Consider the following 20,366-nt stretch of genomic DNA (forward strand, 5'->3'; position numbering starts at 1 on the left):
ACCGGCAGCGGCCTGCGCATCCGCCGCCAGGGCGTCCGCAAGCTCGCCGACTTCTGGGGCCACTGCTGGCAGTCGGCGGTGTTCCCGAGCGGACGCGCGTTCGGCTACATCGCCTACCCGCCGCGCCCCGACGGGCAGCCGACCTTCAACGAGGGCTTCGTCTTCACCGGCGACGGCGACCTCGTCCCCGCGCGCGTGGTGCGAGCCCCCTGGCTGACGAGGCTCCGCGCCCTGGGCGAGGACGTGTCGCTGGTCCTGGAGACCGAAGCCGGGACCGTCGAGATCGAGGGCGAGACGGTGTTCTCCACCCACGACGTCCACCACGGCGACGACACCTACTCGGTGCGGGCCCTCAAGCAGGAGATCTCCGACTTCCCGGCCGTCCACCAGGCCGGTGTGCGTTACCGCTGGGACGGCGAGGAGACCTTCGGAATGCTCGAACGGTCCAACCCCCTCGACAAGATCTCGCGCGACTAGAGAACACGGAGAAACCGGAGCGACCATGCGCGGACTGCGCGGCAAGACCTTCATCGTGGCGGGCGGCGCCACCGGGATCGGCGCGGGCACGGCCGAGCGGCTCGCCGCCGAGGGCGCTTTCGTGACCGTCGGCGACATCAACATCCAGGGCGCCGAGGCCACCGCCGAACGGATCGGACGCTCGGGCGGCCGGGCCGTCGCCGTCGAGTTCGACCTGTCCGACGACGAGTCGGTGCGGGAACTGGTCGGCCGGACGATCGCCGAGTTCGGCGCCGTGGACGGCCTCCACAACGTCGGCGCGGACCTGTCCCCGGACAACATCGGACGCGACACCTCCCTGCTCGACACCGACATGGACGTGTGGCGGCGCACCCTGGACGTCAACCTGCTCGGCTACGTCCGCACCAGCCGTGCCGTCCTGCCCCACCTGCTGGAGAAGGGCGGCGGCAGCATCGTCATCACCTCGTCCGGCGGTTCGCTGGGCACCGACCCGTCCCACGTCGCCTACAACGCGTCCAAGGCCGCGGTCAACCAGCTGACCCGGCACATCGCCGTCAACTGGGGCGGGGCGGGCATCCGCAGCAACGGCGTCATGCCGGGGCTGGTCATGGGCGAAACGCAGGAACAGCAGAACGACCTGGAACTCCAGCAAGCCTTCATGGCCGCCGCCAGGACCACCCGCCTCGGGAAGCCGAGCGACCTGGCCTCGGTCGCGGCCTTCCTGCTCTCCGACGAGGCCGAATGGATCAACGGCCAGGTCTGGTACATCGGCGGCGCCTCCCACCTCCGCCAGTGACCCTCCCCGTCGCCGCCTGCGCATTCCTTGATCATTCTAGATTTCGGCATGGGGTGCGGATTCTTTGCGTCCACCGATGTTTCATATAGAGGAAACCGTTCTGACCTGTAGCCGACCTCCCCCATACCGATTCGGGCTTGAGTGACGACCACGGGCGCTGTTAGCTTCACCCGGTGGACGAGATGCGTGCACAGGCGGAGGCGATCGCGGATTTCGCGGCGGCTCTGAGAGAACTACGCAACTCGGTCGGCAACCCGCCTTTCCGGCAGATGTCCGGCCGGTCAGGGGCGATTTCGCACACGACGTTACATGAAGCCGCGAAGGGTAACCGACTTCCGAGCTGGGGAACGACGGTCGAGTTCGTCAAGGCGTGCGGCGCGGACCCGGGCGAGTACCGCGAACGCTGGGAGACGGCGAACCGGGCGGTCCGGTCGGCGACCGCGCGACCGCCGCGAGCGCCGTCGCGGCCCGTCCGCCGGGCGAACTCGCGGTCACCGCGCCGGGCGCCGCCGAAGGCGCCGCCGGCCACGACGCCGTCCACGTGGCCATCGAGCCGTCCGAGCCAGCCGAGCCGTCCGAGCGGTCCGCGTCGTCCGGCGAGGGCGCGGTCCCCGTACCGGCGTTGCCGCCGGACGGCATCACGGGCGGCCGCGCGGGCCGTCCCGTGCGGGGAGCGCGGCCCGCGGGGCGGTTCCGGTTGCCCCGTTCGGCCGCGGCGGCGCTCGCGACGGCGGCCGTCGGGGCGGGGACGTCGCCGGCGTCGTGTCGCCGTCGACCGTGGTTCCGAACCCGCCGGGCCCGGCGCGAAGCCGCCCGGCGGGCTGTCGAAGGCGGCGCTGTCCCCGGCCGACTGCCCGGTGCGCCAGACCAACCCGCCACCGGCTCCGCCGAACCACCGGGGCGACGCCGCCGCGTTCATCGCCGACATCACGCTGCCCGACTGCACGCGGGTCGGCCCCGGCGAGACGGTGACCAAGGTGTGGCGCCTCAAGAACGCCGGGACGGTGCCGTGGAAGGGGTATTCGCTGCGCCGCCTCGACCTCCCGCAGCGAGCCGACCAGTGCCAGACGATTTCCGACGTGCCGATCGAAGACACACGTCCGGGCGAAATGGTCGACATCCGGACCGACATCACCACTCCGCGAAATCCGGGCCTGTGCTTCGTGCGGTTCAAGATGGTGGATCCGTCGGGGAAGGTCGCGTTTCCCGGAAGCAGGCCGGTCAACTTCCAGGTCGTCGTCGAAAGCCCGTTGTTCCCCGCCGCGGACGACACGGCGGGGAACTGATTCCGGACGGGCCGCGGGGTCAGGAGAGAGCGATCCCGCTGTAGTAGGCGTGCAGAATTCGTGAGTGGCTCCAGCCCGCGTTGGCCTTGTCGCGGGAGCCGTACTGCGACATCCAGTCGCCGGTGACCCACCCGCCGCACGCCGTCGTCGTCGCGCAGTAGTGGGCTTGCAGGATCTTCCCGCCCCGGGTCATCCGCGTGCCCCACGTCGCGTCCACGGCGGCGTTCGTCGACGCCTTCGCCGAGCCGGGCTTGTACACCTGGCTCGACGTGTTGTCGTAGACGTCGAAGCAGTCACCGCCCGACGTCTTGCGCGTCGAGTGCAGCGCCCAGTACCAGCCGAAGCTCTTGACGGCCATCGCCCCGGCCCGCAGGGACTCCCGCGGCCAGCTCGGCACCCACTCGTTGGGCAGGACGTTCTTGACGTAGGTCTTGAACGGCACCCGGTCCACGCGGTTGAGCGACACCCGGTAGACCAGGATCGTCGTGGGCAGTTTGCTGTTCGTGCCGTCGGTCTTGCAGCCGGTCGGCGGCGTGGAACCGAGGAATCGGTGCGAGGCGTTCTGGTTCTTGAGGCTGGAGTTCAGGTTGCCTTTGGCGCCCGCCTTGAAGTCTTGGTAGGTGCCGCCGTAGTTGCTGTTGTAGTAGACGCGGACGGTTTTGCTGCTGCGGTTCCAGACTGAGGCGGCTTCGTTCTTGATGCATTTGCCTTTGCCGTTGCCCGCGCCCTTGAAGTCGTAGCACGAGGGCTGTTCGGTGCCGTAGTCGGCGACCGACCCGGTGAAGTCCGAGAGCGATCCCTGGTTGCCGCTGTTGAAGTAGTAGCAGAACTCGCCGCTCTCGCACACGCCGTTGCGGCCCGCCGCCGCGGCGGGCGGCACCGGGGCGAGGACCGCCCCGGTGACCGCCGCCGCGGCGGTCACCGCGAGGAGGCGTGCGAACAGCCGCGCACGTGGTGTCGACACAGTGCCTTCCCCTTCTGTCGGAGGCCGCGCGCTATCGGATGTTGTAGCCGCGGGCGTGCCAGAAGGAGGTCGGGTTCGGGTTGTCGAGGGTCGGGTCGTTGACGCTCTTGGCGGCGTGCGTCCGGCGTCCGGGGCGCATCTCGACGTGCGTGTGCGCGCCCGAGCTGGACGACACCCCGCGCCACGACTCGTCGGCGATGATCTGGCCGCGGCTCACGGACTGCCCCACGCTCAGCGACGACCGCGGCGCGGAGTGCAGGTAGATAACCGTCTTGTTCAGCGACGCGTTGTAGACGGAGATCGTGGAGAGCCCCGAGCTGCCGGTGTGCCCGCGCGCGATGTAGATGATCTTGCCTCCGACCAGGGCGCGGACGTCCGAGCCGACACCGCGCGCGATGTCGATGCCCTCGTGCCGTCCGGGCGTGCTCGTGTAACCGTCGAAGCCGCAGGTGATCCGGCCGCCGCTCGCCTTGTACAGGCCGTACGACATGTTCGTCCGCGACGACGGCGAGAACTGGTGCGAGGCGTTCTGGTTCTTGAGGCTGGAGTTCAGGTTGCCTTTGGCGCCCGCCTTGAAGTCTTGGTAGGTGCCGCCGTAGTTGCTGTTGTAGTAGACGCGGACGGTTTTGCTGCTGCGGTTCCAGACTGAGGCGGCTTCGTTCTTGATGCATTTGCCCTTGCCGTTGCCCGCGCCCTTGAAGTCGTAGCACGAAGGCTGTTCGGTGCCGTAATTGGCGACCGATCCGGTGAAGTCCGAGACGGAGCCCTGGTTGTTGCTGTTGTAGTAGTAGCAGAACTCGCCGCTCTCGCACACGCCGTTGCGGGCCGCCGCCGACGCGGGCGACGCGAGGACGGTCACGGCCCCGCCGAGCGCTATCGCGGCGGTCGTCGCGGTGAAGATTCCCTTGCGCTTGCTCATGCTGTTCTCCTTCTGTTCGCACGGTTCTGTTTCGCGCGGATCGGTCGCACGATCGGTTCGCACGGTCCGGGTTTCGGACGGGTCAGCGGCGCCGGTACTCCTCCCAGGTGCGGATCGTCACCTTCGGGCCGTCGTCCGCCCCGCGGTCGGCGAGCCCGTTCAGGCCGAGGTAGTAGTCACCGGTCTGGTGCTGGGCCTGGCTGGACAGGTCGGTGTCGTTGATGGCGGCGGCGTGGATGTGCCACGGCCAGTCGCCCTGGCCGGGGCTGCGCACCCACGCCGCGAAGCCGACCCGGCGGAGCGCGCGGGCGGTCGCGGTGCGGGGCGGCCGGGGTCATCCCCCGCACCGAGATGTCGACGACGCCGCCGCCGTCGTGGGTGCCCGCGGACGTGGGGTCGCCGCCGGGGTTGTAGGAGCCCTGTTCCAGGACGAGTCCGCGGCCGAGCAGCCGCTCCGCCTCGGCCAGCATGCGTTGGGTGCGGGTGTTGACCACGACGCCGCCGGTGGACACGCGGGACCCCGGTCCGATGACGCGGGTGACCGTGAAACGGCCGTCCCCGAGCTTGGTGAGCGACGTCCTGCCCGGCAGCCCGCTCGCGTCGAGGCCGGTGTAACCGAGCGACTTCTGGTATTTCGCGTAGGCGGCGACCGTCGACGTGCCGAAGTACCCGTCGACCCACTTCGCGTCGAGCAGCTTCCGGTCGCGCAGTGCGCGTTCGACGAGCAGCACGCTCTTCTCGGCGCCCGGAGTGCGGGTGTCGTCGGCCCGCCGCGGGTCGATCTGGGCCGCCTTGACGGTGGCTTCCATGTTCACGTTCGGAAGCGCGGCGGCGTCGCGGGCGGCGGTGCCGGCCGCGTGCGCCGTCGGCGTCCCGGACGCTCCGGCCGGAATGGTGAGCAGGGCCGCCGTCACGAGTGCGGCGGCGGATGAGGACAGCTTCATGGATTCCCCTGATCGCGGGAGCTGGGAGCGAAGCCCATGGCGGAATCCACCGTCGCCCGTCGATCATCGATCCACAAGAAGATCAGTGTTGTCAGGTTGTCCGCCGCTCACTTCCGTACAGGCGAACACGGCATCTGACAGGTGTTACGGCAGGTAGAACGCCTCTACCGGACTGTTCGCCGGAGCCGCGTCGCGCGGAAAACGCGTCGCCGCGAGGGCGGGGACGCGGGCATGATGCCCGCGTGAAAGAGGACGGGGATCGTCGCGGGCGCGGCCGGTACACGCTGATCGAGGAGGAGAACGAACACGTCCTGGGCGTGTGCGCCGCGGTGGACGGCCTCTTCGGCGAGCCCCCTCGCGGGACGTACGAGCTGTTCGGCTGGGAGCCGGAGACCGGCGACGTGCACGGCTGGCTCGGCGACCGGGTGTGGCTGGTGCCGGAGGACGAGGCGTTCGGCCCCTGGCTGCTGGAGGACGCCGAAAGCGCGGGACGGCACGCGGCGACGGGCGATCTGCTGCTCACCGGCCTGGACGACTACGAAGGTCCGCCCGAGGGGTACCGGGAGCGCGTCCGAGTCCACGACGGGCACCGGTGGCTGGGCTCGTGCGCCGAGTTCGCCCGCATCCTGCCCCCGAGCCGGTCGCGCCCCCGCTCGTCCTGCGGGGGCTGCGGCCCGGCGACCGGCTGCGGGACGCGCTGTCGAAGGGCACGCGGCGGGCGCTGGACCTCGGCGTGGCCGTCCTGGAGATACGGGACGACCTGGGCGAACCGCTCACCGACCGGTCGTTGTGGGCGAAGGTCGGCGCATGGCGCCCGTCCCCGGACGGGATCGAACCGATCGATCTGGAGTTCGAGGAAGGGCACTTCAGACCCGTCCCCGAGTACGTTCGGCCCGTCTGGGAGCGGTGGTTCGCGGGGCCGCCGGACGTCCCGAACGCGTGGGCGGCCCTCGACACCCGGCTCCGCGGAGCCTGGCTCGACACGGTCCGCGAGCGGGCCGGCCGGCGCCACCGGAGCGACCGCCGCGACCGTCCGGCCGGGCATGCCTACGAGCTGGACGGCCGGTACGTCACCGACCGGCCCGGCCTTTACCTGGCGCTCGGCGAGGCGGTGAACGGGCCGGGCGGCTACTTCGGCGGCTGCCCGGACGCCCTGGACGACTGCCTGCGCGGGACGTTCGGGTACACCGCCCCCGCGACCCTGCTGTGGCGGGACGCCGAGACCGCGCGCGGGCACCTGTCCCGGACGCTGACCCCCGAGGGCGAGCCCGACGACCTGTTCGCCCTGGTCCTCGACGTTCTGGCGGACGGCGGGATGCGCGTCACCCTCGCTTAGACGCGCGAAGGCGCCCGGCACAATCGGCCGGACGCCTTCGCGGATGAACGTTCGTTGATCAGGCGGCGTAGTCGGGGTAGCCGTAGCCGACGACCTCGCTCTTGTCGCGGGTCTTCTCCTGGACGGAGTTGTCGACGTTGCCCTCGATGGTGCTGATGGTCCCGTCGCCGTTGTCCTTGTCGACGATCCCGACGTGGTCGATGTCGCCGATGGAGCCGTCCGAACCCGCGCCCCAGTCGTAGAAGACGACCGCGCCGGGCTTGGCCTCGTCGCCCCACTGCCCGTTGTCCTTGAACCAGCTCGCGTGCTGCACGGTGTAGGCGTCCCAGCCCATGTTCTTGACGCCGGTCTGGGAGCCGAGCCAGGACACGAACATGTCGCACCACTGGGCGCCCTTGTAGGCGTCGACCGAGAAGCCTCCGTCACGGGCCGCGGTCGCCTCGGCGTGCGGCGTGGAGACGTACCAGTCGTGGAACTTGGTCATGTCGCCCGCGCCCTCTTCCTCGATGCCGACCTGCTCCTTGGCCAGGTCGATCACCTCGGACGCCTCGACGTCGTGCGGCGCGACCTTCCAGCCCGCGGCCTTGGCCTCGGCGGCGGTCATCGCGCCCGTGGCCGACTCGGAGTTGTGCGACACGGCGGCCGCCTTCGCGGCGTGCGTCCCGGACGCCTGCGTGGTGGCGGCGCCCGCGTCGCCGATCGGCTGGAAGACCGACAGGCCGACGGCGCCGGCCAGCACCGCGCCGACGGCGATGCCGACGGCCCGGTCCTCGGGGGACATGCGCTTGATCGCGTGTTCGGAGGCCAGCCGCTTCACGGCGGACTGGGGGTTGAGGCGCTTGGCGGACTCGGTGAGTCGATCGAAACGACCGGTCATACAGGGAATCTCCTTGTCTCCCATTGGGCCTACCGGGTTAGCTGTCGGATTCGGGCATGGAAGAGCCCTACGGCGTGCTGGAAGCGCACCGATTCACCCCGTGGAACGTGGGTCCCCGGCTCCGCTCGGCCCCGACGGGCCCGGGCGGACTCGGCCTTGGCGCCGCGCATGCGGCGCTGGCTTGTCGGATTTCTCTGAGCGACTGCGCTCTTCAAGGGGGCGCGCGTAGATGGCGCGCGTCGCGTGCGTGATCCGCTCCGCGACCGGCGGCCGTATCCCTGTCACGGCCGACCGCAGCACTCGAACGTACTGCGGGATTCAGGTTGAAGGTACCAACCATGTCAAGGAAAGCAAACCGGACGAAAATTGATCTTTTCCCTGGTCAAGTGCCTTCCAAGTACCTACCAACACCCGCCCGCAGGATGTTCTTCCCGATCTTTGCCGGGTTTGCCGATTCCCCTGTGCGCAGGGGGTCGCGGCACGGGAGGCTGTGCTCGACGTTGAACGGGTGGTCTCGCGGGAGCGGCACGCGAGCCGACGGAGATCGGCGGATGCGATGGGACGGACACCGGCCGGACCGGACCGGCGGCGGCTGCGGGCGCTGGTGCTGACCGCGCTCCCCGTGGAGTACCGGGCGATGCGCGCGCACCTCGCCGACCTGCGCGAACGTGAGCACCGGACGGGTACGCGGTTCGAGGTCGGGCGGCTGCGGGCCGCCGAGTGCGAGGTGGCGCTCGTCCAGGTCGGCCGGGGCAACGTCCGGGCCGGAGTGATCGCCGAGCGCGTCATCGGCCTGTTCCGCCCGGATCTGGTGCTGTGCGCCGGGGTGGCCGGGGCGCTGCACGACGACCTGCGCCTCGGCGACATCGTCGTGGCCACCCGCGTGGACGCCTACCAGGGCGGCACCGCCGCGGAGGACTTCCTCGCCAGGCCGCAGACCTGGGCCGCCCCCTACCGGCTGGAGGAACTGGCCCGGTCCGTCGATCTGTACGGCGGCTGGCGGGACGGGCCCGGCGACGGCGCGGGCGACGACGGCGCGGGCGACGCGGACACGGGCGCGGGCGTCCACTTCCGGCCGATAGCGGCGGGCGAGGTCGTGCTCGACAGCCGCGACTCGGCGCTGTTCGGCCAGTTGCGCCTGCACAACAACGACGCCGCCGCGATCGACATGGAGGACGCGGGCATCGCCCAGGCCGCGCACCTCAACGACGTCCCGGCGCTGGTGATCCGGGGCATCAGCGACCGCGCGGACGGGCGCAAGGAGGCGGCCGACCGGGCCGGCTGGCAGCGCCGGGCCGCCGAAGCCGCCGCGGCGTTCGGCGCCGCCCTGCTCGCGCACGGTCACGGCTCCGCGACCGGTCCCGGGGAACCGTCCGCCGACCCGGCCGAATCCGCCGAACCGGCGCGGCCGAGGACGCCCCAGGCGGCCTACCTCCGGGAGAAGACGGCCGGGTTCGTCGGGCGCGAATCCGCGTTCGCCGAGTTCGGGGCGTTCCTGGACGACCATCCGAGCGGGCATCTCGTCGTCGAGGGGCTTCCGGGCGTCGGGAAGACGTCGCTGCTGGCCGAGGAGGTCGTCCGCAACGGCTGGCCGGCCCACTTCAACATCGCCGCCCAGCGGATCAACGGTACGGCGGCGTTCCTCGCGGGCCTGCACGCCCAGCTCGCCGAGCGCTTCGGCGTCCGGCTCCCGCCGCCCGGCACCGGCGACGACCTCGACGGACGCTACCTCGGCACCCTCCTGGAGGAGACCGCCGACCGGCTGCCCCGCGACGACAAGCTCGTGATCGTGATCGACGCGCTGGACGAGGTGGAGCACGCCAGTCCGGGCGTCAACGCGCTCTTCCTCCCGACGGTGCTGCAGGCCGGGCTGTACATGCTCGTGAGCAGGCGGTCACGGACGGCGCCGCTGCGGATCGACGGCCCGTCCGCCGTCATCGACCTGATGGACCGCCCGGACGAGAGCCGCCGCGACATGGAGCGGTTCATCCGTGACTCGCTGGTCAGGCCGGAGCTGGCGGCGCGGCTCGCCGGGGACCCGGAGCGGGGGCGGGAGCGGGCCGTCGCGTCCCTCCTCGACCGCAGCGAACTCAACTTCATGTACCTCGTGTACGTCCTCCGCGACATCGAGTACGGGCGCATGGACCCGGACGACCTGTCGAGCCTGCCCGCGGGCCTGTCGCAGTACTACGAGCGCCACCTGGAGCAGATGCTCGCCAAGGGCAGCGCCGCGGCCCTCAGCCTGCGCACCGTCTACGCGCTCGCGGCGATCCGCGAGCCGGTCCCCGCGTCGCTGCTCGCCGGAGTGGTGCAGGTGAGCGAGCTGAGGGTGGTGCGGCTGCTGGCCGACTGGGCCCAGTTCCTGCACATCGAGTCCGGGCTCGGCGCCACCACGTACGGGTTCTACCACCAGGGGTTCTGCGACTTCCTGCTGCGCAACGACACCATCCGCGCCGCGGGCGTCGACATGGCGGAGATCGGCTCGATGGTCGGCCACCGGCTCATCGCGAGCCTGGGCCTCGATCTGGACGATTGACCCCGGGCGGGACGGGCTCGACGACGTGCACCGCGCCCGCCTCGTCCCCGAGGTAGAGGAGGCGGCCGTCGGGTGCGACCGCGGCGGCCGTCCAGGGGAGGTCGCCGACCAGGACGGCGGAAGACTCACGCTCCCGGCCCGTCCACAGGCGTGCGGTGTTGTCGGACGCGGCGCGCGGGACGCCGTACGCGGCCAGGACGAGCCCGCCGGACGGATCGCACGCGATCGCGGCCGGGCCGCAGCCGTCCCCCGCGAAGATCTCGGTGCGCCCGTCCGTCCCGGCGCCGAGTATTCGGCCGTCGGACAGCCCGGCGAGGACGGTGCCGCCGGGGGCGCCGATCCGGCACGCCGTGACCTTCCACCCGGCGTCCGCCGGGACGCCGTCCGCACCCAGGAGGTCGTGCACGGCCGGGCTTTCGTTGCTTCCCGGCCGCCAGGAGAACAGCCGCCCGGACTCGACGACCCAGCGCACGACGTCCCCGTGCACGTCGACCGCCACCACCCGTCCGTCCGGCGCGGTGATCGAGGTTCGCTGGTCCCCGCTCGCCAGGTCCCAGACGCGGATCACCGAGTCGGTGCTCGCCGTGACGGCGAGGCCGCCGTCGGGCGTGCAGGCCAGGCGGGCGATGTGGTCGTCCCCGGTCGCGATCGTGGCGATGGGTTCGCTCCGGTACAGGTCCCAGATGCGCAGCGTGCCGTCCCAGCCGGACGAGACGGCGCGGCCGCCGGGGAGCGCCACGACCCCGCTCACCCAGTGCCCGTGCCGGCCGATCTCGCCGCGCGGGGCGCACGTCCGCGCGTCCCAGCGCAGCACCCGCCCGTCGTGGGACCCGCTGAGCAGCAGGTCGCCGCCCGGCGCGGGCGCCAGCGCGCTCACCCGCTCCCGGTGCCGGGGCGTGCCCGGCTCCGCGAGCGCCGCGGCGTCCCAGAGCCGGACGGTCTGGTCGTAGGAGCCGGTGACGAACCGGCCGCGGGCGGCGTCCACGGCGATCGCCGGGACCAGGCCGCCGCTGCGGGGGGACGCGCCCGAGCTCCGTGCCGTCGCCGAGCGCGAGCAGCCGCAGCGCCCCGCCGTTGTCGCCCGCCAGGATCCGGTCGCCCAGCCGGGCGAGGGAGTGGAACGTCACGTGCTCGGTGGTGACGCGCCAGGCGCAGCTCAGATCGCGCAAACGCCAGGCGGACAGCTCGTCGTTGGCCGCCGCGACGACCAGGCCCGCATCGGCGTCGAGGGCGAGCGCGGTCACCGGCCAGTAATGGTCGGCGAAGATCCCCTCGCGCCGCCGGGTCCGCAGGTTCCAGCGCTGGATCGTGGTGCGGGTTCCGGCGTCCGGGTCGGTGCCGACGAGCAGCGTGTCGGCGTCGATCGGCAGCAGGACGTGCACGACCTCGCCCGCGTCGAACCGGTCGAGTTCCACGCCGCGCGCCACGTCCCACAGCCGGACGAGCCCGTCCGTGCCGCCGGACGCGAGCCGTCCGGGCCCGGCGAAGGCGACGGTGAGGGTCGCGCCCGAGTCGGGCACCAGCGGGTCGCGGCGTCCGCTCGCGAACTCCACGAGCCGGATCGGGCCCTCCCGCGTCGGGACCGCCGCGATCGTGTCGTCGCAGGCCAGGCCGGTGGGTTCGCCGTCGCCCGTCCGGTAGAGCAGGGGCGGCTCGGCGCCGGAGAGGTCCAGGACCTCCAGCCACCGCCGGTCGTCGACGACCACCAGCCGTCCCGCCGGGTCGAAGCCGACGGCGGACGCGCTGCCCCGCAGGTAGGTGACCGTCTCCCGCCAGCCCCCGGCCGTGGTCGTCAGCGGCTTCAGCCAGCCGCCGGACTTGTAGGCCGCGGCCCTGCGCACGAGCCGCCCGAGGAGCGGTCCGTCCCGTCCGCCGAGCCGGAACAGCAGTTGCTCGGGCAGCTGGCCGGGGGCGAGGCGCAGGATCCCGGACGAGCGGCGGAGCGCGACCGCGAGCGCGCGCACCTCCGCCGCGCGGGCGTCGTCGAGCCCGGCCAGGCCGCGGGCGGTGCCGTCCAGGTCCGCGAGCACCGGGCCGAGATCCCGGTCGGCCGTCGTCGTCCGGGCCGCCAGGACGTCGAAGTCGCACAGGAACCGCGCCGCCTTGGGCAGGTCGACCGCGGGTTCCTTGCCGTGCAGCAGGTTCCGGACGGACTGGCCCAGGACGGCCGCGACGGCGCGCATCGCGCCCGGATCGCCGCCGCGCACGTCCGCGATCCTGTTGTCGCGCAGGAAGGCGGCGGCCTCGAACGGGTGGTGGCGCGACTCCGGCGAGCGCCTCGGCACAAGCCCCACGAACTGGACGCTCGACACCCGCATCCCGCCGGATCCGATCACCCGATCACCCACGCACCCGATCACTCCACCGCGAAACGCGGATCGTCCTCGATCACGTCCTGGAACGCCGCGAGTTCCCCGTAGGTGTGCGCGAGGAACCACACGGCCGATATCCGCGACCCGGTTTCCGCCGCCAGGTAGTCGGCGGCGGCGCCGACCAGGACGGCCGCGGTCCGCTCGACGCTCCCGCCACCCTGCCCGGTCCCGAGCATGGGGAACAGCACCGTGACGTCCCGGTTTCCGCCGGGGCCCGGATCGGGGTCCGGTGCCCGCTCGGCCGCGGCGAGCGCGTTCGTCACGCACCGTCCCACCTCGCGGACCTGCCGGTAGCCCGCGCCCGGCTCGCCGTAGACGGCGGCGACGTGGACGACCGCGCGCACGTTGTTCGACGCGGCGAGCCCGCCGGGGCCCGTCGTGATCGCGGTGCCGGGCGCGACGGGGCCGCCGTCCGGCACCCGGCGCGCGAGCTCGTCGGCGATGAGGTCCTCGACGACCCGTCCGGCGGCGTCCCGGCGGGCGCCTTCGTAGCGGACGATCGAGGAGATCGTGTACTCCTCGACCCGCGCCATCTTCATGTCGGTGTTCTCGGAGTTGACCCACACGTCGGCGTCGCGGACGCGGCGGATGTCGCCGGTGACGACGCCCACGACCCGCCGACCGCGGGCGCCGTCCGCCGCCGGGCCGCTCCGGAGCGGGTACTCGTACCGGATGCTGTCGGGGATCTGCCCGCTCTGCGGCGTCCCGGCCCCGCGCCCGGCCGTTTCCGCCGCGCCTTCCGCGATGCCGTGCCGGGACCGCCGCAGCCGCGCGGCCGCCGTCCGCAGCGACCGCGGGTTCCCGCCGCACGACGCCGCGATGCGGGCCAGCTCGGGGCCGGGCACCGCGCCGGACCGTTCCGCGACCGCGGCGAGCAGCGCCTCGGCGTCGGTCACCGCCAGCGGCCCGAGCCGGATCGCGCAGGCAGTCGCCAGGGCGTCCAGGTGCCGCCTGCCGGTGGCGATCACCGCGCACGTCGGCGAGGCGGGGACGAGCGCGCCGACCTGCTCGGCGTCGGTGACGCCGTCCGCGACGACGAGGACGGAGCGGCGGCGCAGCACCGACAGGTACAGCGCCCGCGCCTCCGCCGGATCCGCCGGGATCCGGGCGGCGTCGGTGCCGAGCCGCGCCAGCAGCCGCGCGTACACCGCCGACGGGTCGTCCATGGCGCCGAAGTCGACGAACAGGCAGCCGTCCGGGTACCTGGCGTGCAGGCCGTGCGCGAGCCGGCAGGCGACCGCCGTCTTCCCCATGCCGCCCGGCCCGTAGATCTGGACGACGGCGGCCCGGTGCGGGTCCTTCGAGCCGGCGATCGCCGACTCCGCCCGGTCCAGTTCCGCCGCCCGGCCGCAGAAGTGGCTCGGCGGGGGCGGCACGTCGAACCGTCCGCCCATGGCGCCGTTCCCGCGCTCCCTCGCCCGGGTGTGCCGGTTGAGTTCGGTGAGCGCCTCGGCGAGGCCGCGCGCCTTCAGCGCCGTCGGCGGGTCCGCGCCGAGCGCCCGGACGATCGCCTCGGCGGCGTTCGGGCTGGGCGCTTTCCAGCCGCGCAGCACCTCGCTGACGTGGCTCGCCGCCAGCCCGCTCGCGGCCGCGATCTGGCCGATGGTGCGCGGATCTGCCGGGCGCGGAGCGTCCGGAACAGGGCGACCAGGTCTCTGGCGGGTCCGGGCGGGAGGTCGGCGTCGCCCCGGCGGGGACGGGCCGTCGGCGTCATCGGGCGGCCGTCGCGGGGGCGTGCGCGGGGCCGTTCGCGGGGCCGTTCGCGGGTTCGCCGGAGTTCTCCCCGCGATGACCGGCGTATCCGGATCGGCGCAGTTCGGCGCGGACGTCCGCGAAAGTCTTCGCTCGAATTCGCCGGACGGCGGCGAATGCGCCGTTCGCTGGTGAACTGCCCGCATGGCGGAGCGCGGGCAGCGGGGGCGGCGGGGGAATACCGGGGAGGCCCGTCATGCGCCTGTCACCCTCTCCGACAAAGGGGAATGCAAAGCGCATTCTACTGTCGACCGGCCCGCACGGCGGGCGTCCTCGGCGGGCCGGGCCGCGCCCGTCCGCCGGAAGCACCCATCGAACACGGAGGTACCCATGGCAGTCTCGACCGCGGCTCCGGCCGGCATGCCGGAGCGGGTCCGCGACCTGCGGACGGCGCTCACCGACGACCCCGCCGGGCGCGGGCTCATCGACGAGCTCCTGCCGCGCGACGTCGCCGCGACCGGGCGGGAAACCGTCGTCGACTGGTCCGACTGGACGCAGTGGAACCAGTGGCCCCAGTCCTACTGACAGGCCGCGAATAGACAGGCGGTGAACTGATGACCGAGAAGTCCGTATCGCAGCGCCTCGACTACCGGACGCTGGTGGTCCTGCAGCCCACGACGTTCTGCAACATCGACTGTTCCTACTGCTATCTCACCGAACGGGGCATCAGCGCGCGCATGACCCCCGAGGTGCAGCGGGCGGCCTTCGACAGCGTCCTGTCCAGCGAGCTCGTCGAGGATCCGGTCGCCTTCCTCTGGCACCTCGGCGAGCCGCTGTCGGTCCCGCCCCGCTTCTACGAGAACGCGTTCGCGGTCGCCGCCGAGACGGCCGACCGGTACGGCCGCGACATCAGCCACGGATTCCAGACGAACGCGACGCTGATGAGCGACCGCTGGGTGGAGCTCATCCGGCGGCACGGGGTCCGCGTCGGCGTCAGCGTGGACGGGCCCGCGTTCATCCACGACCGGATGCGCGTCGACCGGAAGGGGCGCGGCACGCACGCCGACGTCATGCGCGGAATCCGCCTCCTCCAGGAGGGAGGCGTCGGCTTCGGCGCCATTTCGGTGCTGACCGACTTCACGCTCGACCACCCCGAGGCGTACTACGACTTCTTCGTCGAAGCGGGGATCGACGACGTGGGCTACAACATCGACGAGGTCGAAGGGGCCAACACCGTCTCGTCCTTCGGCCCGCGGTCGTCGACGGGACGCTACGAACGGTTCCTGGAACGGCTGCTCGACCGGGCCGCCCACCACCGCGGCGCGGTGAAGATCCGCGAGGTCTGGACGAACACGGCCGCCCTCGCCTTCGGCGGCGACGACCCCGTCAACAACACCAACATCCCGTTCCGGATCATCAACATCGACCACAAGGGCGGCCTGACGACCTTCTGCCCGGAGCTGGCGACCGCGGACCTCACGATGGGCAGCGTCCTGGACGGACCGGTCGACCGGATGCTCGCCGACCCGGTGTTCGAGCGGGTCGCGCGGAGATCGCCGCGGGCGTCCGGATCTGCCGGGAGACGTGCGACTACTGGCGGTTCTGCGGGGGCGGATCGCCGTCGAACAAGTACTTCGAGCACGGACGGTTCGACGTCGCCGAGACCCGCACCTGCCGCGTCCACAAGAAGGCCACCGTGGACGTGCTGCTGCGCCACCTCGAACGGCGCGCCGGGCTGGACGCCGCCGTGCCGGGCGCTACCGTGCCGGGCGCCGCCGTGCCGGGTGCGGCCGAGTGATCCCCGTCGCCGTCTTCGCCTGGCGCCGTCCGGACGTGCTGGCCCGGACGGTCGAGGCGCTGCGGCACGAGCGGATCCCGCTGCTCGTCGCGTTCAGCGACGGCCCGCGGGACGCCGCCGACCGCGCCGGGGTGCGGGCCGTCCGGGAGGTGCTGCGCGGCGTCGACTGGTGCCCGGTCGAGATCGTCGAACGCGACGCGAACCTCGGTCTCGGCCGGTCCGTCCGGGCCGGGGTCGGCCATGTCCTCGCCCGCCACGAGTCCGCGATCTTCCTCGAAGAGGACATCGTCTGCCGTCCGGGCACGTACGCCTACCTCGGCGCGGCGCTGCGGCACTACGCGGCCGACGAACGGGTCGTCAGCGTGACCGGCTGGACCCACCCCATGATCGCTCCGGAGGTCTCGGGGCCCTACTTCGACGGGAAGGGGGAGTGCTGGGCGTGGGGGACCTGGCGGCGCGCGTGGGCGGGCGCGGACCGTCCCGCCCTGGACATCATGCGGGACTGCGCGGGGCGCGGCATCGACGTCGAGCGGTACGGGAGCGACATGCCGAAGATGGCCGCCGAGGCGGCGCCGCGCAACCTGTGGGCGGTCGGCTGGTGGTACCACCACATGCTCACCGGCGGGCTCTGCCTGCGGCCGCCCCGCTCCCTCTGCGAGCACGAGGGCTGGGACGACCTGGCCACCACGGCGCACCCGACCGGACTCCGCTGGCGCAACCCGCCGCTCGGCCCCTGCCCGCCCGTCCCCCGGGAATGGCCCGAACCCGTCGAACACCCGGACTGCCCGGACCTGTGGCGGGCCGCGATCGACGACCCCTGCCCGTCCCCGCGCTAGCCGCCGGGCGCCGGGCCGCCGGACCGGCCGCGTCAGAAGTTCGACCAGATCGTCTCGATGTCGAGCACCCGGTTGTGCCGCCGCATCAGGACCCGTTCGATGGCGGCGAGGATCCCGGCGAAGATCAGGACGCCGGTGAGCCACGCGGGCACCGGGATCGGCGAGGTGAACGATCCGACGGTGTCGGCGATCGGCGGAAGGCCGGTGACGATCTCGACGGCCTGCGGGACGGCCAGGACGAGGTTGACGATCAGGATCGCGATCGCGAGGGCGCCGACCGTCCGGCTCAGCCGCGGATGCCGCCGGGCCAGCCGGCCGCGCAGGGCCTCGGCGGTCCCGGCCACCGGGGCGAGGCGCCGCTCCCCGCCGTCGTCGAGGACCAGGTGCATGCGGGTGACCCCGTACATCGACGCCCCGACCTCGATCGTCCCGCCCGGGACGGCGAACGCGGCGGGCACGTCGCGCTTCTCCCGCCGGACGCCGTCCAGGTACAGCTCCGCGACCCAGCCGACGTCCTTCATGGAGACGTCCACCGTCCAGATGTGCCCGGGGCCGTCCGGGCCGTCGTGGGCGATGGTGAACAGCGAGCGGTGCAGCAGCTCCCGGCGCCGGAACGGGCGGAGCCGTTTCACCTCCGCCGCGCCGTCGCCCTCGGCGTCGCCGTCGGCGGTCGTGGACGCGCGCCAGCGGAAGCGGGTTACGAAACGAGCCACGATTCCTCCCGGCGCCGTGAACGTGCTCGCGGCGTTCCTTCCCCCAGAAAACGCAGACCACCTCACCTCGCCCGCAAAGCTGCCAGTTAAGGCTGGCAAAGTTGACCGGTTCGCGGTCATAGTGCCTTCATGAAGCGATCTCTCACGGCCCTCGCGCTGGCGGCCTCCGTCGCGGTGGCCGCAATCCCCGGGACGGCACAAGCCGCCGAGACCGACTGGAACACGGTGGAACTGCCCTTCCTCTGGCCGGAATCGGGGCTGAGCGAGGTGGCCGCGGACGGTGCGGGCGGCGTGTGGGTCGGCGGGCACCAGGGGGCGTACTGCGTGGTGGTGGTCATCATCGGCTGCGTCGCCCAGAGCGAGGGGAACCCCGTCGTGCGGCACCGGACGGGGACGTCCTGGACCGAGTACCCGATCAACGGCTGGACGGGCGAGGGGCCGATCGACCTGATCGCGTCGGCGGCGGGCGAGACGTGGATCGCCCGGATCAGGCTCGGGAACAACCCCGACTTCCTGGCGCGGTTCGACGGGACCGCCTTCCAGAAGGTCGACCTGCCGTCCGGCCTGCAGCTCGAAGCGGCCGGCACGGCGGCGGGGGAGACCTGGGTCGCCGGGTACAACAGCGAAGGGGACGTGAACACGCGCCGGATGTTCCGGCGCACCGGCGGCACCTGGACCGAGGTCGGCCTCCCCGACGGGATGGCCACGGTCTCCGACCTGCGGCCGTCGTGGGACGGCACCGAGATGTGGGCCGTCGGGCTGGGGCCCGCCGTGGAGCGGGCCGCGGCCCGCTTCGACGGGACGTCCTGGACGAGCATCCCACCGGCCCCGTCGGTCACCGGCTTCAGCGGGATCGTCCCGGTGGCGGAGGACGACGTCTGGGCCACGACCGCGACGGACGTCCTCCACTGGGACGGCACCGCCTGGACCGACGTCCCGTTCCCGGACGAATACCCGACGCGCGGTCAGTTCCAAGATCTCGCCGTCGACGCGTCCGGCACCGTCTGGGTGACGGGCGGCGGCCGGTACCTCCACCGCTACCGGGACGGCGAGTGGACGCGGGAGGCGTTCGCCCCCTCCTACGGGACGTTCCTCAACGCCCTCACCACCGTTCCCGAAACGGGCACCGTGTGGGCCGTCGGACAGGACGGCTCCGGCGCCTTCGCGTTCACGACCCCCTGAGCCCGCCCGTCACCGCGGCCCCGGGACGCAGGAAGCGCGTCCCGGGGCGCGACCTGGAAGGGCCGCGGCCGGTCACGGGTCGGATCCGGGGGGCCGCCGGAGGAGGAAGTCGTCGGTGAAGGGGACGCCCGCGAGGGCGCGTCGACGCGGGCGCGGATGTAGGCGCCGGTGACGGGGCAGTCGAGCGGGTCGTTCTGGGGGCAGTCGAGCAGGTGGTCCAGAACCGCGACGGCTCGTTGGAGCGCGCGCAGGCGCTCCAGGGTGGCGTCCCGCTGGACGGTGATCCGCGCGTGGCGGTCCCGGACGTCGCGGGCGTTCATAGTGGCGAGGGTTTCGGCGAGGGTCATCATGCCGTCCTCGTGCCAGAGCTGCGCGTAGGCGAGGCGTTCGAGGGCGGCGCGGTCGTACTGGCGGACCCTTCCCCGGCGGGCCGTGGAGCGGACGATGCCGATCTCCTCGTAGTAGCGCAGGGTCGGCACCGACAGGCCGAACAGCTCCGCCACCTCGCTGATCGAATACAGGCGTTCCACGCTCGCGCCCTCTTCTCCGCCCCGCCCCTTGCACTCAAGTGTACTTGAGTTCGCAGACTGTATCCGGCCGGAAGGGACGTGCCGTACCCGCGTTGAGCTGGGCGGACTCGTCCCCGAGGCGGGCGGAAGGGGGTGAGGGGCGATCGTCGGGACGGGTGGGCCCGCGGGCGGGTGCGTCAGTCGGCGTGCTCGGCGGGCTCGGCGGGTGCCGCGCCGTGCGCGATGGACGCGCCGAGCTTGCGGAGCAGCGAGGTCAGCCGCGCCAGCTCGTCGGCGTCCAGGAGGCCCAGCATCCGCCGTTCGGCGGCCACGTGCTCGGCGAACACCTCGTCGATCTTGGCGAGGCCGAGTTCGGTGAGTTCGGCGTACACGACGCGGCGGTCGCCCGGCAGGCGGGTGCGGCGGATCAGCCCGTCGGCCTCCATCCGGTCGAGCCGGAAGGTGATGCCGCCGGAGGTGAGCAGGGACGACTCGGCCAGCTCGCCGGCCGTCTTGCGGTGCGGTTCGCCGGAGCGGCGCAGGTTGGCCAGGACGTCGAAGGCCCCGGGGGTCAGCCCGTGCCGCTCGTGGACCGTGCGCACGACCGCGCGCTGAGCGATGTCGAGGCGGGTGATCCGGCCGAACACCCCGATCGTCTCGGCGGACACGTCGGGGCGCTGCCGGGTCCACTGGTCGACGATCTCGTCGACCTCGTCCCGGTGGTAGTCCGGTGCCGATTCCATCCGCGCCTCCCAGCGGGCCGTGAGCCGCGCTTGTCGTAGAGCTAAGTATCTTTGCTCTAAGCTATAGAAGTCGATAAGAAGTCTCTTACTTTACGGGGCCGGGGTGCGGCGCCGGAGTCCACGAAGGGGAGGTCGCCTCATGACCACACACGCGCGGCGGGCGTCGTGAAGCCCGCGCCGTTCACCTACCGCCGGGCCCGCTCGCTGGCGGAGGCCGCCGACCTGCTCTCGGCCGAGCCGGACGCCAAGGTCCTGGCCGGCGGGCAGTCGCTCGTCCCCATGCTCAACATGCGGCTCGCCCGGCCGGACATGCTCGTCGACATCGGCTCCCTCGGCGCCCTCGACTACGTCGACGTCGTCGACGGCCACCTGGAGGTCGGCGCGGC

18 protein-coding genes, 2 pseudogenes and 1 riboswitch are annotated in these 20,366 nt (G+C 72.5%); of the genes and pseudogenes, 11 read left to right on the top strand and 9 right to left on the bottom strand.

Annotated elements, in window-relative coordinates; all coding sequences use genetic code 11:
• From BJF79_RS47755 to BJF79_RS56835, 3 genes are all read left to right on the top strand, one after another.
• Positions 1-477 (top strand): hypothetical protein (locus tag BJF79_RS47755; RefSeq protein WP_262403050.1); only part of this gene is annotated, 477 nt, incomplete at its 5' end.
• A 25-nt stretch (positions 478-502) separates the two neighbouring features.
• Positions 503-1,273, top strand: coding sequence for an SDR family NAD(P)-dependent oxidoreductase (locus BJF79_RS47760; RefSeq protein ID WP_075904000.1), 771 nt, complete (start codon positions 503-505; stop codon positions 1,271-1,273).
• Between the two features lie 857 nt (positions 1,274-2,130).
• Positions 2,131-2,559, top strand: a complete 429-nt coding sequence (locus tag BJF79_RS56835; protein ID WP_075903998.1) for an NBR1-Ig-like domain-containing protein — start codon at positions 2,131-2,133, stop codon at positions 2,557-2,559.
• Positions 2,560-2,578: 19 nt separating this feature from the next.
• Here the strand turns inward: BJF79_RS56835 and BJF79_RS52450 are convergent, their stop codons facing one another.
• From BJF79_RS52450 to BJF79_RS47785, 3 genes are all read right to left on the bottom strand, one after another.
• Positions 2,579-3,523 (bottom strand): SpoIID/LytB domain-containing protein, encoded by a 945-nt coding sequence (locus BJF79_RS52450; protein WP_083734789.1) that lies wholly within the window; start codon positions 3,521-3,523, stop codon positions 2,579-2,581.
• Positions 3,524-3,554: 31 nt separating this feature from the next.
• Positions 3,555-4,442 carry a peptidase inhibitor family I36 protein gene (locus tag BJF79_RS47780; RefSeq protein ID WP_075907228.1) on the bottom strand — a complete coding sequence of 296 codons (888 nt, stop codon included), beginning with the start codon at positions 4,440-4,442 and terminating at the stop codon, positions 3,555-3,557.
• Between the two features lie 176 nt (positions 4,443-4,618).
• A complete protein-coding gene (locus BJF79_RS47785) occupies positions 4,619-5,386 on the bottom strand; it encodes a peptidoglycan-binding protein (protein ID WP_262403632.1) in 768 nt (255 codons plus the stop codon).
• 592 nt (positions 5,387-5,978) lie between these two features.
• Between BJF79_RS47785 and BJF79_RS64835 the strand changes: the two genes are divergently transcribed.
• Positions 5,979-6,722 carry a barstar family protein gene (locus tag BJF79_RS64835; protein ID WP_262403633.1) on the top strand — a complete coding sequence of 248 codons (744 nt, stop codon included), beginning with the start codon at positions 5,979-5,981 and terminating at the stop codon, positions 6,720-6,722.
• A gap of 58 nt (positions 6,723-6,780) precedes the next feature.
• On the opposite strand, the gene BJF79_RS47795 is transcribed toward BJF79_RS64835, so the two are convergent.
• Complete coding sequence (locus tag BJF79_RS47795; protein ID WP_262403634.1) at positions 6,781-7,599, bottom strand: CHAP domain-containing protein; 819 nt, start codon at positions 7,597-7,599, stop codon at positions 6,781-6,783.
• A 12-nt stretch (positions 7,600-7,611) separates the two neighbouring features.
• A riboswitch (cyclic di-AMP (ydaO/yuaA leader) is annotated at positions 7,612-7,765 on the bottom strand.
• A gap of 390 nt (positions 7,766-8,155) precedes the next feature.
• On the opposite strand from BJF79_RS47795, the gene BJF79_RS47800 reads away from it, so the two are divergent.
• On the top strand, positions 8,156-10,135 hold the full coding sequence (locus BJF79_RS47800; RefSeq protein WP_075907229.1) for an AAA family ATPase: 1,980 nt from the start codon (positions 8,156-8,158) through the stop codon (positions 10,133-10,135).
• On the opposite strand, the gene BJF79_RS47805 is transcribed toward BJF79_RS47800, so the two are convergent.
• Complete coding sequence (locus BJF79_RS47805; RefSeq protein WP_075907230.1) at positions 10,101-11,120, bottom strand: WD40 repeat domain-containing protein; 1,020 nt, start codon at positions 11,118-11,120, stop codon at positions 10,101-10,103. The two genes, BJF79_RS47800 and BJF79_RS47805, sit on opposite strands and share 35 nt — an antisense overlap.
• On the opposite strand from BJF79_RS47805, the gene BJF79_RS54890 reads away from it, so the two are divergent.
• Positions 11,092-12,555 carry a hypothetical protein gene (locus BJF79_RS54890; RefSeq protein ID WP_143220995.1) on the top strand — a complete coding sequence of 488 codons (1,464 nt, stop codon included), beginning with the start codon at positions 11,092-11,094 and terminating at the stop codon, positions 12,553-12,555. The genes BJF79_RS47805 and BJF79_RS54890 overlap by 29 nt on opposite strands.
• Here the strand turns inward: BJF79_RS54890 and BJF79_RS47820 are convergent.
• A complete protein-coding gene (locus tag BJF79_RS47820) occupies positions 12,492-14,060 on the bottom strand; it encodes an ATP-binding protein (protein WP_075907233.1) in 1,569 nt (522 codons plus the stop codon). The two genes, BJF79_RS54890 and BJF79_RS47820, sit on opposite strands and share 64 nt — an antisense overlap.
• A 529-nt stretch (positions 14,061-14,589) precedes the next feature.
• Here BJF79_RS47820 and BJF79_RS47825 point away from each other — a divergent pair.
• The 3 genes and pseudogenes from BJF79_RS47825 (at position 14,590) to BJF79_RS47840 (ending at position 16,833) form a co-directional block, all read left to right on the top strand.
• On the top strand, positions 14,590-14,784 hold the full coding sequence (locus BJF79_RS47825; RefSeq protein WP_075907234.1) for a hypothetical protein: 195 nt from the start codon (positions 14,590-14,592) through the stop codon (positions 14,782-14,784).
• Between the two features lie 29 nt (positions 14,785-14,813).
• Positions 14,814-15,311 (top strand): annotated as a pseudogene (locus tag BJF79_RS68095) (radical SAM protein); the annotation flags it as partial.
• Between the two features lie 682 nt (positions 15,312-15,993).
• Positions 15,994-16,833 (top strand): hypothetical protein, encoded by an 840-nt coding sequence (locus BJF79_RS47840; RefSeq protein WP_075907236.1) that lies wholly within the window; start codon positions 15,994-15,996, stop codon positions 16,831-16,833.
• A gap of 32 nt (positions 16,834-16,865) precedes the next feature.
• Here BJF79_RS47840 and BJF79_RS47845 read toward each other — a convergent pair whose 3' ends face one another.
• Positions 16,866-17,546, bottom strand: a complete 681-nt coding sequence (locus BJF79_RS47845) for a hypothetical protein (protein ID WP_083734790.1) — start codon at positions 17,544-17,546, stop codon at positions 16,866-16,868.
• A gap of 129 nt (positions 17,547-17,675) precedes the next feature.
• Here BJF79_RS47845 and BJF79_RS47850 point away from each other — a divergent pair, with 129 nt between their 5' ends.
• On the top strand, positions 17,676-18,728 hold the full coding sequence (locus BJF79_RS47850; RefSeq protein ID WP_075907237.1) for a hypothetical protein: 1,053 nt from the start codon (positions 17,676-17,678) through the stop codon (positions 18,726-18,728).
• On the opposite strand, the gene BJF79_RS47855 is transcribed toward BJF79_RS47850, so the two are convergent.
• Together BJF79_RS47855 and BJF79_RS47860 are read right to left on the bottom strand one after the other, a co-directional pair.
• On the bottom strand, positions 18,626-19,258 hold the full coding sequence (locus tag BJF79_RS47855; RefSeq protein ID WP_143220997.1) for a MerR family transcriptional regulator: 633 nt from the start codon (positions 19,256-19,258) through the stop codon (positions 18,626-18,628). The genes BJF79_RS47850 and BJF79_RS47855 overlap by 103 nt on opposite strands.
• 176 nt (positions 19,259-19,434) lie before the next feature.
• Positions 19,435-19,980, bottom strand: coding sequence for a MarR family winged helix-turn-helix transcriptional regulator (locus tag BJF79_RS47860; protein ID WP_075907238.1), 546 nt, complete (start codon positions 19,978-19,980; stop codon positions 19,435-19,437).
• Between the two features lie 165 nt (positions 19,981-20,145).
• On the opposite strand from BJF79_RS47860, the pseudogene BJF79_RS66250 reads away from it, so the two are divergent.
• Positions 20,146-20,355: pseudogene (locus BJF79_RS66250) on the top strand (FAD binding domain-containing protein); the annotation flags it as partial.
• Between the last annotated feature and the right edge of the window lie 11 nt (positions 20,356-20,366).

Source organism: Actinomadura sp. CNU-125 (genome assembly GCF_001942465.1).
Classification (GTDB): domain Bacteria; phylum Actinomycetota; class Actinomycetes; order Streptosporangiales; family Streptosporangiaceae; genus Spirillospora.